Annotated in this window: 17 protein-coding genes; 4 read left to right on the top strand and 13 right to left on the bottom strand. The window is 35.3% G+C overall.

The genetic code is table 11. From position 1 onward, the window contains the following. Positions 1-2: 2 nt before the first annotated feature. From rplI to rpsF, 3 genes are read right to left on the bottom strand one after another with little or no spacing between them, the layout of a single operon-like run. Positions 3-455, bottom strand: coding sequence for a 50S ribosomal protein L9 (gene rplI / locus ACOCEA_RS08320; RefSeq protein ID WP_420755765.1), 453 nt, complete (start codon positions 453-455; stop codon positions 3-5). 12 nt (positions 456-467) lie between these two features. After that, positions 468-764: a 30S ribosomal protein S18 gene (gene rpsR, locus ACOCEA_RS08315; protein ID WP_420755764.1), complete on the bottom strand. Its 297-nt coding sequence runs from the start codon at positions 762-764 to the stop codon at positions 468-470. A 5-nt stretch (positions 765-769) separates the two neighbouring features. After that, positions 770-1,111, bottom strand: coding sequence for a 30S ribosomal protein S6 (gene rpsF, locus ACOCEA_RS08310; RefSeq protein WP_420755763.1), 342 nt, complete (start codon positions 1,109-1,111; stop codon positions 770-772). Positions 1,112-1,344: 233 nt separating this feature from the next. On the opposite strand from rpsF, the gene ACOCEA_RS08305 reads away from it, so the two are divergent. Further along, positions 1,345-2,037, top strand: coding sequence for a LytR/AlgR family response regulator transcription factor (locus tag ACOCEA_RS08305; protein ID WP_281540413.1), 693 nt, complete (start codon positions 1,345-1,347; stop codon positions 2,035-2,037). Positions 2,038-2,105: 68 nt separating this feature from the next. Here the strand turns inward: ACOCEA_RS08305 and priA are convergent, their stop codons facing one another. Genes priA through nadC form a run of 4 tightly spaced genes read right to left on the bottom strand, consistent with a single transcriptional unit; the run spans position 2,106 to position 6,829 of the window. After that, positions 2,106-4,562 (bottom strand): replication restart helicase PriA, encoded by a 2,457-nt coding sequence (gene priA / locus ACOCEA_RS08300; protein ID WP_420755762.1) that lies wholly within the window; start codon positions 4,560-4,562, stop codon positions 2,106-2,108. Between the two features lie 4 nt (positions 4,563-4,566). Next, positions 4,567-5,007 (bottom strand): DUF2147 domain-containing protein, encoded by a 441-nt coding sequence (locus ACOCEA_RS08295; RefSeq protein ID WP_420755761.1) that lies wholly within the window; start codon positions 5,005-5,007, stop codon positions 4,567-4,569. Beyond that, the gene (locus ACOCEA_RS08290) at positions 5,000-5,971 is read right to left on the bottom strand and encodes a YihY/virulence factor BrkB family protein (protein WP_420755760.1); all 972 of its coding nucleotides are present in this window, start codon (positions 5,969-5,971) and stop codon (positions 5,000-5,002) included. The genes ACOCEA_RS08295 and ACOCEA_RS08290 overlap by 8 nt, the downstream gene beginning before the upstream one ends. Continuing rightward, entirely contained in the window at positions 5,972-6,829 is an 858-nt protein-coding gene (gene nadC / locus ACOCEA_RS08285; protein ID WP_420756220.1) for a carboxylating nicotinate-nucleotide diphosphorylase, read from the bottom strand. 63 nt (positions 6,830-6,892) lie between these two features. Between nadC and rlmH the strand changes: the two genes are divergently transcribed. After that, a complete protein-coding gene (rlmH, locus tag ACOCEA_RS08280) occupies positions 6,893-7,366 on the top strand; it encodes a 23S rRNA (pseudouridine(1915)-N(3))-methyltransferase RlmH (RefSeq protein ID WP_420755759.1) in 474 nt (157 codons plus the stop codon). A gap of 25 nt (positions 7,367-7,391) precedes the next feature. Here rlmH and ACOCEA_RS08275 read toward each other — a convergent pair whose 3' ends face one another. The 6 genes from ACOCEA_RS08275 to ACOCEA_RS08250 all read right to left on the bottom strand — a co-directional run bounded on the left by ACOCEA_RS08275 (position 7,392) and on the right by ACOCEA_RS08250 (position 13,081). Further along, on the bottom strand, positions 7,392-8,210 hold the full coding sequence (locus ACOCEA_RS08275; RefSeq protein WP_420755758.1) for a type IV pili methyl-accepting chemotaxis transducer N-terminal domain-containing protein: 819 nt from the start codon (positions 8,208-8,210) through the stop codon (positions 7,392-7,394). A gap of 180 nt (positions 8,211-8,390) precedes the next feature. Continuing rightward, positions 8,391-10,283: a phosphoglycerate dehydrogenase gene (serA, locus tag ACOCEA_RS08270; RefSeq protein WP_420755757.1), complete on the bottom strand. Its 1,893-nt coding sequence runs from the start codon at positions 10,281-10,283 to the stop codon at positions 8,391-8,393. A gap of 147 nt (positions 10,284-10,430) precedes the next feature. Continuing rightward, positions 10,431-11,216 (bottom strand): alpha/beta fold hydrolase, encoded by a 786-nt coding sequence (locus ACOCEA_RS08265; protein WP_420755756.1) that lies wholly within the window; start codon positions 11,214-11,216, stop codon positions 10,431-10,433. Between the two features lie 9 nt (positions 11,217-11,225). Beyond that, the gene (locus tag ACOCEA_RS08260) at positions 11,226-11,927 is read right to left on the bottom strand and encodes a DUF3307 domain-containing protein (protein ID WP_420755755.1); all 702 of its coding nucleotides are present in this window, start codon (positions 11,925-11,927) and stop codon (positions 11,226-11,228) included. Between the two features lie 3 nt (positions 11,928-11,930). Next, complete coding sequence (locus ACOCEA_RS08255) at positions 11,931-12,536, bottom strand: SatD family protein (protein ID WP_420755754.1); 606 nt, start codon at positions 12,534-12,536, stop codon at positions 11,931-11,933. 92 nt (positions 12,537-12,628) lie between these two features. Further along, the gene (locus ACOCEA_RS08250) at positions 12,629-13,081 is read right to left on the bottom strand and encodes a methyltransferase family protein (protein WP_420755753.1); all 453 of its coding nucleotides are present in this window, start codon (positions 13,079-13,081) and stop codon (positions 12,629-12,631) included. A 61-nt stretch (positions 13,082-13,142) separates the two neighbouring features. On the opposite strand from ACOCEA_RS08250, the gene ACOCEA_RS08245 reads away from it, so the two are divergent. Continuing rightward, positions 13,143-13,736, top strand: a complete 594-nt coding sequence (locus ACOCEA_RS08245; RefSeq protein WP_420755752.1) for a non-canonical purine NTP diphosphatase — start codon at positions 13,143-13,145, stop codon at positions 13,734-13,736. A 481-nt stretch (positions 13,737-14,217) separates the two neighbouring features. Beyond that, positions 14,218-16,014, top strand: a complete 1,797-nt coding sequence (locus ACOCEA_RS08240) for a DEAD/DEAH box helicase (protein ID WP_420755751.1) — start codon at positions 14,218-14,220, stop codon at positions 16,012-16,014. The last annotated feature ends 48 nt before the right edge of the window (positions 16,015-16,062 follow it).

Here is a 16,062-nt window from a genome sequence, read left to right as displayed (position 1 = left end):
AATTATTTCTGTTCTGCGACAACCTCAAATGGGAAATCTACAACAACATCTCTGTGTAATCTGATCTGTGCATTGTAAGGACCAGTTCTTTTCACAGACCCACCTTGAATGCTAATAAATTTTTTGTCTATTGAATGACCTTCTTTAGCTATTGCCTCGGCTAAATCATTATTGGTAATAGATCCGAATAATTTATCTCCCGCACCTGCTTTTGCCGTTATCTTCAACTCCAATGCTTTTAAAGCATCTGCAGTTTTAGTAGCAGCATCTACAACTTTTTTCTCTTTGTGCGCTCTTTGTTTTAGGTTTTCTGCCAAAACTTTTTTAGCAGAAGGAGTTGCCATAGTTGCTAAGCCTTGTGGTATAAGATAATTTCTACCATAACCGTTCTTAACACTTACCAAATCGTCCTTAAAACCTAAATTCTCTACGTCTTCCTTTAATATAAGCTCCATGATTCTTTTCTTTTATTTTAATAAATCACCAACATATGGCATTAGCGCCAAATGACGAGCTCTTTTTACCGCTTGGGCCACTTTTCTTTGATACTTCAAGGAAGTTCCTGTAAGTCTTCTTGGTAATAACTTACCTTGCTCGTTCACTAACTTCATTAAAAAGTCTGCATCTTTATAATCCACATACTTGATGCCGGATTTTTTAAATCTACAATACTTCTTTTTTGAGTTTGTTTCAATGTTTAGAGGGGTAAGATACCTGATCTCCCCATCCTTTTTACCTTTTGCTTGTTGTTGTAATGATGACATAATACTTAAGCTTTAGTAGTTTTGTTTCTTGTTCTTCTTTTTTCTGCCCACGCCACAGCATGTTTGTCCAACTTAACGGTCAAAAATCTCATAACGCGTTCATCTCTCCTAAATTCCTGCTCGTATGGCATAACCACCTCACCAGTATTAGTAAATTCGAACAAGTGGTAAAAACCACTTTTTTTGTTTTGGATGGGATAAGCCAATTTCTTTAGGCCCCAATTTTCTTTGGACACCATTTTGGCTCCATTGTTAATTAAGAAATCCTCGAATTTCTTAACTGTTTCCTCTATCTGGACATCAGATAGAACGGGATTCAAAATGAAAACAGTTTCGTAATGGTTCATAATATATTTTATTTTAAGGAGTGCAAAAATAAATAAATATTTATACTAATTACAAGAAAACGAAAAATTCTTCGTTATAGAGAGAAGAAATATTAAAATTAAAGAAACCAAATCTTAAAACCCATGATCATTGCTGATTATACAGTTAACCATGCATTGTTTACATCTTTTGTTGTAGTTGAGCATGTTTTTTCAGTAATTTGTCGATGATTTAACCCCACAAATCAGCCCTTATGAAATTAAGAAGTATTATCGTTGACGACTCGTCTATGCAAAGGATGGCCGTCGCAAAGTTGGTTAACAATCACCCCAACCTTGCTATGGTAGCTGAATATAGCAACGCTATAGAAGCGAAGAACGGCATCAAGAACAATGAAATTGATTTAATTTTCCTAGATGTTGAAATGCCAATTATCACTGGATTTGACTTACTCGAGTCCTTAGATAACAGCCCTCAGGTAATTTTAATCACTGGTAAACCAGATTACGCACTCAAAGCGTTTGACTATGATGTAACAGATTATCTTCACAAACCAATAACTATGGCACGTTTTGATGCTTCCGTTAAAAGAGCAGTTGCCAAGTATGAGCAAATGAACAGGGTAACCGAGGATGAGGAACATATTTTTGTGAAGAGCAATCTTAAGAAGAGAAAGGTTATTTTAAACGACATCAAGTGGATAGAAGCACTAGGTGACTATATTAAATTAGTTACGGATGAAGCCAATATCGTAATCTTATCAACAATGAAATCTTTTGAAAAGCAATTGCCAGAAGATAAGTTTCTAAGAATTCACAAGTCTTATATTGTAAATTTAGAAAAAGTGGAGAAATTCAATAGTAAGAATGTAGAAGTTAGTGGCCGATCCATTCCTTTAAGTAGGAATAAGAAAACAGAATTGGCAGAAGCCCTCAGTAATGTGTAATACGGCTTATGATATAATTTTACTTATTACAGAAGATAACAAAAAACCGCCAATGTGCGGTTTTTGTTTTAGATATGATCTACATTATAAATTACCCTAACACTCCTAAACATTGATATTGCGTTAAAGGACTTTTCTATCCTTTTAATGTTTCGCTTATTTTTTGTCAATGAGTCACTTTTGGAAATTTTAACCAATACATGTTTTAAATACTGATTTCTAATGCGCGAGACCGGTGGGTATTCTGGACCTAATACAACACCGCCAAAATTATTTTTTAATGCTCCGGCAAACCAGTCTGCCGCCTCATTTAGGACATTATAATTTTTATGTTTAAACGTAATTTTAATTATCCTATTTACAGGTGGATATTTATATTGCTCCCTCTCATATAATTGCTCCCTATACATTTCATTATAATCACCTGTAGTAACTTGTTTTAAAATTTGATGGTACGGATTATAACTTTGAATAATTACTTTACCCCTTTTTTTAGTCCTACCAGCCCTACCCGATACCTGGGTCAACAATTGAAAACTTCTTTCATGTGCCCTATAGTCCGGAAAATTTAATAGCGTATCCGCCTGCATAACCCCTACTAAGCTTACATTTCTAAAATCCAACCCTTTGGTAAGCATTTGGGTGCCAATTAAAACATCCAATTCTTGCTGTTCAAAGGAGGTTATGATTTTTTCATAAGCGTGCTTACCCCTCGTAGTATCCAAGTCCATTCTCCCAACTTTCACATTGGGGAATAGTTTTTTGACCTCCTCTTCTATTTGTTGTGTCCCAAATCCTTTGGTATCCAAATCAGGCCCTCCACATGCAGCACAACTCTCTGGAAGCGCAGCATGGTGACCACAATAATGACATCGTAACTGTTTTCTAAATTGATGATACGTTAGGCTTACATCACAATTGGGACATTGTGGCGTATGACCGCAGGTTAGACATTCTAGAATTGGGGCATACCCTCTTCTATTCTGAAATAAAATAACTTGCTCCCCAGCATCTAAAGTCTCTTGAATTTCTTCCATCAAACGCTCAGAAAAATGTCCTTTCATTCTTCTTTTTCGTTGTGCCTCCTTTATATCAACCAACTCCATATCCGGCATAAGCACATTACCAAAACGCCGGTTTATTTCTGCATAGCCATACTTGCCTATTTGAACATTATAATAACTTTCGATACTTGGGGTAGCGGATCCAAGTAAAATATTGGCCTCATGGAGATTGGCCAAAACTATGGCCGCGTCACGGGCATGATAGCGCGGTGATGGGTCAAACTGCTTAAAAGATGATTCATGCTCTTCATCAACAATCAATAAACCTAAATTTTTATAAGGTAGAAATAACGATGACCTAGCACCAATAACTATTTGTGCTTTTGGTTTTTCGTTTAGGACGTTGTTCCATACCTCAATTCTTTCATGAACATTGTATTTAGAATGATATACCGCTATCTTTTCCCCAAAATAATCCTGTAATCTTGAGATTAACTGGGTGGTTAAGGCAATTTCTGGAAGGAGATATAAAACTTGTTTGCCTTCTGATATACAAGATTCGATCAACTTAACATATACCTCGGTTTTACCTGAAGAGGTAACGCCCTTTAAAAGAGTCGCCTTTTTATCCTTAAATGATTGTTGAATAGCGTTTAAAGCCGTTATTTGATATTCATTTAAATCTTTTATGTTAGTACTATCGCCTGTACCATGGTAACTTACCCGATCGGTTCTGATAAAGTATTCTATCAATATTTCCTTATCCACCAGTGCCTTAATTACTGCTTTTGAACTATTACTTGTCGTAATTAAGTCGCTTACGGAAATTGGTTTTTTTGTCGTTCCTACCAATTGAAATAATGCTAAAACTACTTGACTTTGCTTTGGTGCCTTTGTTAGGGACTTCAATAGTAATTCTAAAGATTCATCTGAGGTATACCCATCACCAAGTCTTATATAGCTTACCAATTTTGGCTTGTATTGCTCAAATACCTCCTCTTTTAACTGAATGATATTCTTGTCCAAAAGTCTGTTGAGAATAGGTAATACATTTTTTCGACCAATAATGGCAGCCACTTCATGTACTTTTAAAACAGCTTGATGCAGTAATGCCTCATAAACTAAAAACTCTTCATCTTTGAGCTCCTGCTCATTTACTTCTGTTTCAGTATTCCTTAGGACCAGAGTTTCACTTTCCAGTAAAAATGCAGATGGCAAAGCGCTTCTAACCACTTCGCCGAGGGTGCTCATATAATATTCAGCAATCCATTGCCAATGTTTTAATTGTTGTAGGGTAACAATAGGTTCGTGATCTAATATCAGGTCAATATCCTTTGCCTCATAAACCTCCGGTGCTGTTTGATGAACACTATGAACCAGGCCTGTATATATTTTGGATTTACCAAAGGGTACCGAGACCCTCATTCCGGGCCTTAGAACCTGTTCCTCCTCGGATGTTATACGATATGTAAATTGCCGTTCTAAAGGAATGGGCAATATAACATTGATAAAATGTGCCATAATTCTATTTTCCTACACGTAGCCAAGTTTGGGTACGATAGATAAATGCGAGATATCCCCTAACCTTTAGCTCATTAGGGTTTTCTGGGTTCAACCAAATTTTACAACGAAATGTCATGGCTTGTTCCGGATCAAAAAGTCTTTTCCCTTTCCATTCACCATCACCATTATCTGCAGCTGCCGTAATAATCTCCATTCCTATTACTGGTTTGCCCTTTAATTCCCCATCACACTTTAAGCACGTTGCATTTTCTTTTCCAGCCTCAAGTATTTTCTCAACAAAACCATACATTAGTCCATCTTTTTCGTAAATGTTGATAATTCCCTTAGGGTTACCAGTGCGATCATCTATGGTCTTCCATTTGCCAAAAATACCTTGACCATACATTAAACATGAAAAAAAACTAAAAAAAAGAACTAGAAAACTACACTTAAAGTCAATCATTATTTTTGGTGATTTTACGGAGGGAATTTAACGATGCATTTAATTCAAATCCCAATAGCAATATATTGGAATTTAACCAGATGTAGACCATTAAAATTAATAATCCCCCTAATGCACCATATAGTTCATTATATCTCGCGAATTTTTCCACATAAATACCAAATAGATATGAGGTTAGCAAGAAAAGTATTGTGGTCATTAAAGCCCCTATTGAAAAAAACTTGGCTTGTTTTCCTTCCCTAGTGCCAAAGTAATATAGTATTGCGGTGGTGAAATAAGATAAAACTACAAAGAACAATACCTTGGCAATTTGAACACCAATCACCTCATCCTCCCCTAAAACATAACCGCCTTGTCTTGCCGCAAATTCTGTCAAATAACCTAAAACATAAAATTCAAAATAAATAAATGCAATAAAACCCACTATTATTAGAATGGCCAAAACTAAACCTACCATTAAGGCAAACAGGTATTGTCTAAAAAAATTTCTGGTCAATTCTATATGATATGATGTTTCAAAACCCCCGAATATGGCATTCACACCATTTGCCACTAAAAAAATAGAAATAAGAAATGCCGATGACAACAAACCTCCTCTTTTCTGGTCCTTTATTTGTTGAAAAACCTCACCGAAGTAATCACCGGTAGCATTGGGTAAAAAGGATTCCAAAAACAATTGAAACTGAACTTCAAAATCTGCATTCTGAATACTGATATAGTCTACCAAAAATGGGACTAAGGTAACCATGAAAATAAGCAAGGGAAACAACGCCATAAACAGACTAAAAGATATAGCACTGGCCCTAGTTGAAATAGTACCTTTTAGAATCCCTAAAACGTACATCTCCGATAAATCATAAATGGATAAACCTTCAAAACCGGGAAGCTTAATATTTTTCAATATTTTCACTACCCACTTGATAATAGGTATCTGTTCTAGCTTTTTTTCAATCTCAGCAGACATTTACACGGCTTTAAGGCTAAGGTCCATATTATAAACAGAATGTGTTAAAGCACCAGAAGAAATAAAATCTACGCCGCATTCAGCATATTTCCTGATAGTCTTTTCATTTATACCACCAGAGGATTCTGTTAAACAGGTATCGCCAATTAGTTGTACAGCTTTTTTGGTATCCTCATAATTAAAATTGTCTATTAAAATACGGTATACTCCATCTGTTTTTAATATTTCTTCAATTTCTTTAAGGCTTCTTGCCTCAACTATTATCTTTAGGTCCCTACCCGTATTTTTAAGGTATTCCTTTGTTTTTTCAATCGCTTTTGTAACGCCACCCGCAAAATCGATATGGTTGTCCTTTAGCATTATCATATCGTACAGGGCAAACCTATGGTTCTCCCCTCCACCTATTTTAACCGCCCATTTTTCTAAGGCGCGGATACCAGGGGTTGTTTTTCTTGTATCCAATATTTTTGTACCTGTACCTTCTAAGAGACCAACAAAATAATTCGTTTTTGTAGCAATTGCGCTCATTCTTTGCATGGCATTAAGTACAAGTCTTTCTGCCATTAATATACTTTGTGACTTGCCTTCTACATAAAAAACAATATCGCCATGCTTAACCTTTTTTCCGTCTTCTATTAATGTAGTTATGACCAAATCCCTATCAACATAAGCAAATACTTGTTTCGCAAATGCCACCCCCGCTATAATGCCTTCATCCTTTACCAAAAGTTTAGCTTTACCAGTGGCTTCCCTAGGAATACAAGCTAGGGAACTATGGTCCCCATCGCCTACATCTTCTCTAATGGCATTGGCAATTATACCTTTAATCTCAATTTCAAATTGTTTATCCGTAATCATAGTATATGCTTGATGTATGCTAAAATACGAATCCATTTTGTGAAATTGATTTACTTTTGAAATATGACCATAAAGTTATTAGCTATAGGAAAAACGGATAGTTCTCATTTGCAGGAGCTTATAGAGGTATATGAAAAACGTCTAAACCATTATATTAAGTTTGAAATAGAATTATTGCCTGATTTAAAAAACACGAAGAACCTAAGTGAAGAACAGCAAAAAGCAAAGGAAGGGGAACTTATTTTAAATAAACTGGCCCCAACAGATATATTGATATTATTTGATGAGAAAGGAAAACAATATACCTCAGTAGAGCTCTCCTCATATTTACAAAAAAAGATGAATTCCGGAATTAAACAGTTGGTTTTCCTTATCGGCGGACCCTACGGATTTAGTGATGACATCTACACTAAGGCTTCGGGAAAAATAAGTCTTTCTAAAATGACATTTTCCCATCAAATGGTACGCTTATTCATAACCGAACAACTTTACAGAGGTTTTACAATTTTAAGGAATGAACCTTATCACCATAAATGAAAATTTAAACAAACAACATGGTATATCAATCCTCTTTAGCTAAGGATTTGACCATGTTATTGGAAACAGCTTGCAAATCATTAAGCTCGCCCATTAAACATCCTATCAGCTCTTCTTTATAATCCATATTTTTTTCAATGCCGATAACGTATTGAAGCTTTTTAATATTTGAAATATGTGATTTGAAAGCATGGGTTTGATGCCAGGATATCTCCTTTAATTTTTGATTTTGACGGGTTATTTTTCTTATAGAAGGGTTTATGAAATAAAATATCTCGAAAATTATTATTACCAAAGTCAACATGGCAAGCTCTAACTCAACAATCATCAATGCTCTAATGTCCTTTTCAGAAGATTTTTGGAACTGATTCACGATAGCATCCATAATTACCAAAAAACTATCAACCTCAGTTGATAATTCCACTAAAGAAATGTTTTCTAAACGTTCAAAATCACTTAATTTTTCAAGGATATAATTCAAATGTGGTTGTAACTTATCAAAACTCATTTGAATGTTATCATCTTCCAATGGTTCCAATCCAATCGTATTATTTCCCTCTTGTAAAGACTTGTTTGTATTAGCTAGCCTATTTAATACCAATCTTAATTTTCCATAATTACAATTGGCATATCTGCACTCATATACTTGCTTAACAAGCATTTGGGACCTCATTCTTTGTTTACCTGCAACATTTATTCTTAAGGCATCGTGTTCCTGCCTTGATAGGGAATATTGAATTATTGATTGTATGGCCAGAGTTAACACAATCATTGTGAAAACTAACAAGTAATATTTATTAAAACTTTTACCAAGCTTTAATTTTGCTAAAATATCTTTCAACATTATTTAAGGTATTTCCTACAACTAACGAATATACCATAATGATAAAAAGGTACTAAAAAAATGTTGTGACCATGCTTGAAACCACGGTGTAGGCAACAGTTCCGCAAGTCTTAATAAATACTTACCAGTTTAAGGTTGGATTAACTATTGCAGTAAAAAAACTATTTACGTAGCATCGCACTAATACAATACCCTAAATTTTATAGTGTTTTCTACCTTTTTAAGATCTTTGATCACTTCTTTGTTGTACTCCTTATCCAAATCCGTAATCACATAACCAACTTCATTATCGGTTGAAAGATATTGACTGGAGATATTCAAATCATATTTAGCCAATACTTTGTTGATCTTGGCCATAATGCCAGGTACATTTTTATGTATGTGCAAGAACCTATGTACATTCTTTTGCTTAGGAAGACGAATATTTGGAAAATTAACAGCATCTACAGTATTGCCAGAATTTATGTAGTCCATAATCTTGTTGGGGACAAACTCTGCAATATCTCTTTGGGCTTCCTCAGTACTACCACCTACGTGAGGTGTAAGGATAACATTAGGAAAGCCTTGTAGTTTTGTATCAAACTCACCATTGCTAGCAGGTTCATCTGGATAAACGTCAATAGCCGCACCACCAATATGTCCATTTTTCAATCCTTCTGCCAAAGCATCAATATCTACTACAAAACCTCTTGAAAGGTTAATTAACATGGCCCCTTTCTTCATTTGCTTTATTTCACGCTCACCAATGAAATCCTTATTGGCCTTGTTGTCATCGATATGTAAGGTTACCACATCTGAAACATTTAATAAATCTTCAAGTGTATTGCATTTTACAGCGTTACCAAGTGCGAGTTTATCATCAATGTCATAGTAGTAAACTCGCATACCCATTGCTTCTGCTAATACAGATAATTGCTTACCAATATTACCATAACCTACAATACCCAAGTTTTTACCACGAACCTCTCTAGAACCTGCTGCTGTTTTTTGCCATTGTCCTTCATGAATTTCCCTACTACGGTCAAATACACTTCGCATTAACATTATTATTTCACCAATAGCCAATTCTACAACAGAACGGGTATTACTGTACGGCGCATTAAACACCACAACACCCTTTTTCTTAGCATATTCAAGGTCTATTTGAGTGGTTCCAATACAAAATGCACCAACCACTAACAACTTTTCAGCCGCATCCAAGACTTTTTGGGTCACCTGTGTTTTAGAACGTATGCCTAATACATGTACGTTCTTTATTTTCTCAATCAGCTCTTCTTCTGATAAACTGTGCTTTACCTGTTCAACAGAAAAACCATCTTCTGAAAGGTTATCGAAGGCAACTGTATGCACATTTTCTAATAAAAGGACCTTAATCCTATTTTTGGGGTACGAGACTTTTCTTGGCAAATCGTTCACAAATAAAAATTCATCTAAACTTGGTGTAACATAATCCGCTTTATTCGCGGCCTTTTCTCTATGCACATTTTCGGTATAAGCAAAAAACTTATCTGCTATACCAGCTTCACGCATAACATAATCACTATAGCCATCCCCTATAACCTGTACTTCGCCTTCCAAATCCATATCCTTTAGGCACTGTATTTTTCCGTTATGCTGGGATAGCACATTATTTTCATCAAAACCTACAATATTACCATTGGTGTCAAATTTAAATGTATTGGCGTACACTCGATTGGATGGTATATTATATTCCTTTACAATAGGATCAATAAACTCTTTAAAACCACAGGATATTACATAAATATCTTCTGAAAATTGGTGGAAAAAATCTTTATTGGCCGCTATAGATTTAGATATCTTTTGTCTCAACTCGCCAACTAGTTTATCTAAATCATCTTTATGGGCGTTTAGTAATTTGATACGACGCTCCAATGATTCCGTAAAAGAAATATCCCCATCAATGCCCAGATTGGTTATATGTTGTATTTCCTTGATTACTTCCTCTTTATTGGATTTGCCCTCTAATGTCATTTCTGCAAGAACGTCCAACGCTTCTACCCTAGTTAAGGTACTATCGAAATCAAATACATATTTTCTACTTGCCGCCACCATGTTGATCTACTTTCGATTTAAAATTTATTGAAGTAAATTTAAGAGGCAAAAATATAAATTATATCCTTCTTAATATACTGAAGAAAAGAAATTAAACAAAAAGATCGGTATTGATTAAAAATTGATCCGTATTTGTAAAAAAATGTATTACAAAAACTTTAGTATAGCCTCTGAAAACATGGCTGATTTATAGGTACTGTTGTGGTCACCTGGCACAATAACCAATTTACCCTTTTTAAATGCTTTTTTCAGTTCTTCTGGACTACCATTGTCCAAATCTTGGTCACCGGCAATTACCAATATTTTAGTGCCAATAGACTGTAATTGGCCAATACTGGTTACAGGTTGATACTTCTGTTGCAGATGCAATGATCGTAAGTCTGCATTTATGGACTTTGCATAATCAACAGCTTCCTTGGTGTATTCCGTGATTTCACCAGCAAATGCTTTCATAAACATAAGCCTCCTATCCCAATCTGGATTTGTAAAATCTAATCCCATGCCACCTAACACAGCTTTTTCTATACGGTTATCCTTAGTTAAAAGTTTAGCCAAAATAATACTGCCCCTTGAATACCCCACGGCATAATAGTTCTTGGTATTTAAATGCCCCATTAACAACTCTAAGTCTTTTACTTCGGCATCATTTTTATAAGCGTTTTCGTCCTGAGGCTTACCAGATGTGCCATTCCCCCTTAAGTCTGGAACTATTACACGATATCCTTCATCCAATAGTTGTTGTTTAAGCTCAGTATTATCCCAAGATTTTCCGGAGTTTATAAATCCATGAAGCAATAACACTGGTTTACCAAAGCCCTGGTCTGTGTATGAAATTTCTACACCATCAAAAGATTTAAAATAATTGCTTTGCCCGGATACCAAATTGGCCATGCTGAACAAAAGAAATATTAAGATGTGTTTTTTATCGTTCATCTAACTAATTTACTCAAAGTGCATATAAAGTAATCCGCTTAGTAATGCTAAGCCAAAACTTAGTAATGTGCCTATTAAAATATACTCTGTAAGCTTACGGTTGTTACTTTCCTTCAAATCATTGAAGCGAAACACGGATTTAGCCGTAATCAACAAACCTATGGCATCCCATCTACCAGCAAGAATGAATATCAACACAAATAATCTTTCAATTATTCCTATATATTTTCCCGCATTAGGCAATGATTTATGGTCTGTGTTGATTTGGTCGGACATTGGCTCCAATAATTTACCTATTATAACCGACGAAGGAAATGTTACAAAAACCACTGCCAAAACAATTGACCAATTAATCTCTTGAAATAGTTCAATAGTATGACCAGGTAATTTCATATAAAAACTACACACATATATTAAAACTACATGAAGAATTTGGTCTATAAAAAAAGGGATGCTTTTATTTTTAAAAAAAGGATTTATGTAAAGTTTGGCCATATCTACGAACAAATGCCCAATAGATAGAATAATAGCTAAAATCCAATAAAGACTATCCCATAAAAAAAGCATGTACAAAATAAAATGCAGAAATACATGTACATAAAGAAATTTAGATTTAATCTTGTTCGCCTCTTTATGTATTACCCATTTGGTAGGCTGCAGTATAAAGTCACCTATTAAGTGTGCCAACAAAAGCTTTATAAAAATCAACATAAATTAAAATTCTTTACTAATTTCTCCATAGTAAGCCAATAAATCAGTTAGCAAATCCATGCGTGCTCTTTTTAGACGTTGACTTACTGCAGACTGTTTAATGCCAAGTTTTTGTGCAATTTCTTTTTGTGAGTCATTGGGGTAATCCAAAACTATATGTACTATTTCTGCGGATACTATACTCCAGTTATCCATGAAATCCAAAGCCAATCTTAACATTAGGTTCAATGTACGGTCGTAAGAGGCATTCCCCGTGGCTATACTTAAATTAACCTTGTTTTCCTTAATATATTCCAATTGGCGTCCAGATCTTTGATAAGCCGGTCCATTAGATTCACTCACACCCGAACCTATATAAGTCTCCAATCCTATACCTATTGCCATGCGAACCTCAATACCTTTGATCGATTTTAGCAACGCCTTTATCTCAATTGCCACCAACAAGGCGTTTTCTCGGTTTACTTTTAATTGAAATTCATCTCCCCTATATATTTCCCAGTTCATGGGTGAAGGTCCAAATCTTGAAAAATAATCCTTAAGTACAGGAATCCAATCTGAACCAGAATGTTTCACAGAATCTATAATATCACCGGTTATAATTGCAATCATATTTATTAACTAAAAAGCTAATATACTAAAAAATAAGCATATTTGATAATACCTGTAAGTATTAACGAATTGACTAATCCAACAATATCATCTCAAAACCACCTTCTCGTTTTAACAAGGTATTGATTGTACACGCTACCGAATTTTTCAGCTAAAACCCGCTCTTCCGGTATTATTTGATATCTATTCATATAGCCAACAAAACCGGCAACCGAAAGAATATTAAAGGCATTTCCCAAGTAAATACCTAATGCAAGCAATAATAACATCATAGATAAATACATTGGGTTTCTGGTATATTGGTATATGCCACTAGTAACCAAATTTGAGGTTTTAGAAGGATTTGTAGGGTCTATAGTGGTCTTCAATCTATAAAATTGCCATAAGGCAATCATTGCGACCAAAATAGCCATTACAACTAAAACCTTTATCATGAAAACCCTTCCAAAAAAATCAAAAAAACCAAAAGGTAAAAACAAACCTAAGAGGTACATTATAATTGAAAACAAAATAAAGATAACAACCGGTGGTAATTTTAGTTCCATTTTATAAAATTAGTATTTTTGATTTTTTCCGCATTAAAAAGAAAAGGAATAATATTTTAAAATGGAATTGGTATTTGCCACACACAACCAGAACAAACTTAAGGAGATACAAAAATTGGTTCCTGAAGGCATAAAATTATTATCCCTTTATGATATTGGCTGCCATGAGGACATTCCTGAAACCGCAACTAATTTGGCCGGTAATGCAAAAATAAAGGCCGATTATGTAACGCGAAAATACCAACTACCTTGTTTTGCAGACGATACCGGACTTTTAGTAAATGTGCTTAATGGTGAGCCCGGTGTTTATTCTGCCCGCTATGCTGGTGAAAAAAACGATGCCAACGCTAATATGGATAAGCTATTGGACAAGCTAAGCCTATACGCCGATAGAACTGCTTGTTTTAACACCATAATTGCCTTGAATTTAAATGGCATAGACGAAACAACTTTTTTCAGTGGTGCGGTAAAAGGACAAATAATAAGAGAAAAAAGAGGGAATCTTGGTTTTGGATATGACCCCATATTTGTACCCGACGGTCATGAAGAAACCTTTGCAGAATTATCTATAGAAATAAAAAATAACATAAGCCATAGGGGAAAAGCCTTTATGAAACTTATTGACCATCTAAAATCCATACATACTAAAGAATAAGCAAAATACGCTATGGAGAAGAACTAAATTCTTGTAGACCCAACAAAAATAAATGAAGTTAACCAGAGTCAGTACCTAGATAGTGAAATGGGCAAAATAGTAGGCTTTAATGAATAGAAAAACTAGTAAAAAAACATAATAATGCCACTAAAAAATTTGACTTCGGCATGCTCTTCTTTCTGGTAAGCCGTGTATCGAGTGCTGCGTGCATCCTTAATTATAATAACCCCAAAGGGCAGGAAACATTCATAAACATTATGATCGTCTTCGGAATTATAGCGATAATTATGTCCGTTTACGACTATAGTCTAGCACCATAAAATCAACTTAAATAATAATTATTCCATCTCATTAATTAGCAGTACCTTTGCCGCTTTATTAAACGCCGCTGGTATAGCATGTGTTGCAATGGGCATAAATAGGTTATATACGATAATCGCTCTAAGCAACATTCTTATTTGCGATTAAGTATAACATAATTATGACAAAGTTTGAAGCTCTAGGACTAGAAAAGTCCTTATTAGATGCTATTAAGGACTTGGGCTTTGAAAGTCCGTCCGAAGTACAAGAAAAAGCAATCCCAATACTGCTAGAAAGTGATACCGACTTGGTTGCACTGGCACAAACCGGGACTGGAAAGACCGCCGCATTTGGTTTTCCACTAATCCAAAAAATTGATAGGGACAGTAGAACAACCCAAGGGTTAATACTATCCCCAACCCGTGAACTATGTTTGCAGATAACCAATGAGCTGCAACTATATTCCAAGTATGAGAAAAATATAAATGTTGTCGCTATTTATGGCGGTGCAAGCATTACCGAACAGGCAAGACAGATAAAAAGGGGCGCACAAATAGTAGTTGCCACGCCTGGTAGGATGAAAGATATGATCAACCGTAAATTGGTTGATATCTCTAAAATAGATTATTGTATTTTGGATGAGGCCGATGAAATGTTGAACATGGGATTCTTTGAGGACATCAAGGACATCCTTTCCAACACACCAAATGAAAAATCTACATGGTTATTTTCAGCTACCATGCCCAAAGAGGTATCGGTAATTGCAAAAAAATTCATGCACTCTCCCCAAGAAATAACTGTAGGTGCAAAAAACTCAGGTGCTACAACCGTTCAGCATGAATATTATGTAGTAGGCGGAAGAGACCGTTACCCTGCATTAAAAAGATTGGCAGATACTAACCCAGATATCTTTTCCGTGGTTTTTTGTAGGACCAAAAGAGATACGCAAAAGGTAGCAGAGAAGTTAATTGAAGATGGTTACAATGCCGGTGCCTTACATGGTGATTTAAGCCAGAACCAACGTGACCTGGTTATGAATTCGTTCCGTAAGAAACAAATTCAAATGTTGGTAGCCACAGATGTTGCGGCCCGTGGGATTGATGTAGATGATATTACGCATGTAATTAATTATCAATTACCAGATGAAATAGAAACGTATACCCACCGAAGTGGTAGAACAGGTAGGGCGGGTAAATCTGGAATTTCCATGGTCATAGTTACACGTAGTGAAATGCGTAAGATAAAGGCCATTGAAAATAAAATCAAACAAGACTTTATCTCCAAAAAGATTCCAACAGGGATGGAAATATGTGAGATTCAGTTGTATCATCTAGCAAATAAAATAAAGGATACCGAGGTAAACCCAGAGATAGATAATTATTTACCAGCTATCAATGATGTATTGCAAGGAATAGACCGTGAAGAACTAATTAAAAAAATTGTTTCAGTAGAATTCACAAGGTTCTACAATTATTATAACAAAACCAAAGACCTAAATACGTCTGACACTTCTAGAGATAACGGAGAAAGTCGGGATAGGGGAACCGACGCACCTACAAGTGGCTCTGTTCGATATTTTATAAATGTAGGAGAAAAGGATGGCTATGATTGGATGTCCTTAAAAGATTTTATTAGGGACACCGTAGGCTTAGGAAAAGAAGACGTATTTAAGGTGGATGTTAAAGATAGTTTCTCCTTTTTTAACACTGATGCAGAAGTATCTGAACAAATTCTAAAAACATTTACCGAGTTTAAAGTAGACGGCAGGTTTGTGAATGTTGAGGTCTCCAAAAATCCTGGCGGTGGCGGAGGAAGCGGTAAAAGACGAGGAAGCGGCGGATTTAGGGATAAGGATAAAAAACGTGATCGTAACCGAAGTGAAGACCGAAATAGTAGTGGACGCAGAAACCGTGGTAATGCCTCCAGTCCTAATTCCGGAAAAAGAAGAAGCCAAAAAAGAAAGGGTGACTTCTTTTAGTTAATTGTATATTAAAAAATACGCTTCGGCGTATTTTTTTATTTTGTT

This window comes from Maribacter luteocoastalis, assembly GCF_048890225.1.
GTDB lineage: Bacteria > Bacteroidota > Bacteroidia > Flavobacteriales > Flavobacteriaceae > Maribacter > Maribacter luteocoastalis.
This window is presented reverse-complemented; position numbering and strand designations above follow the sequence as displayed.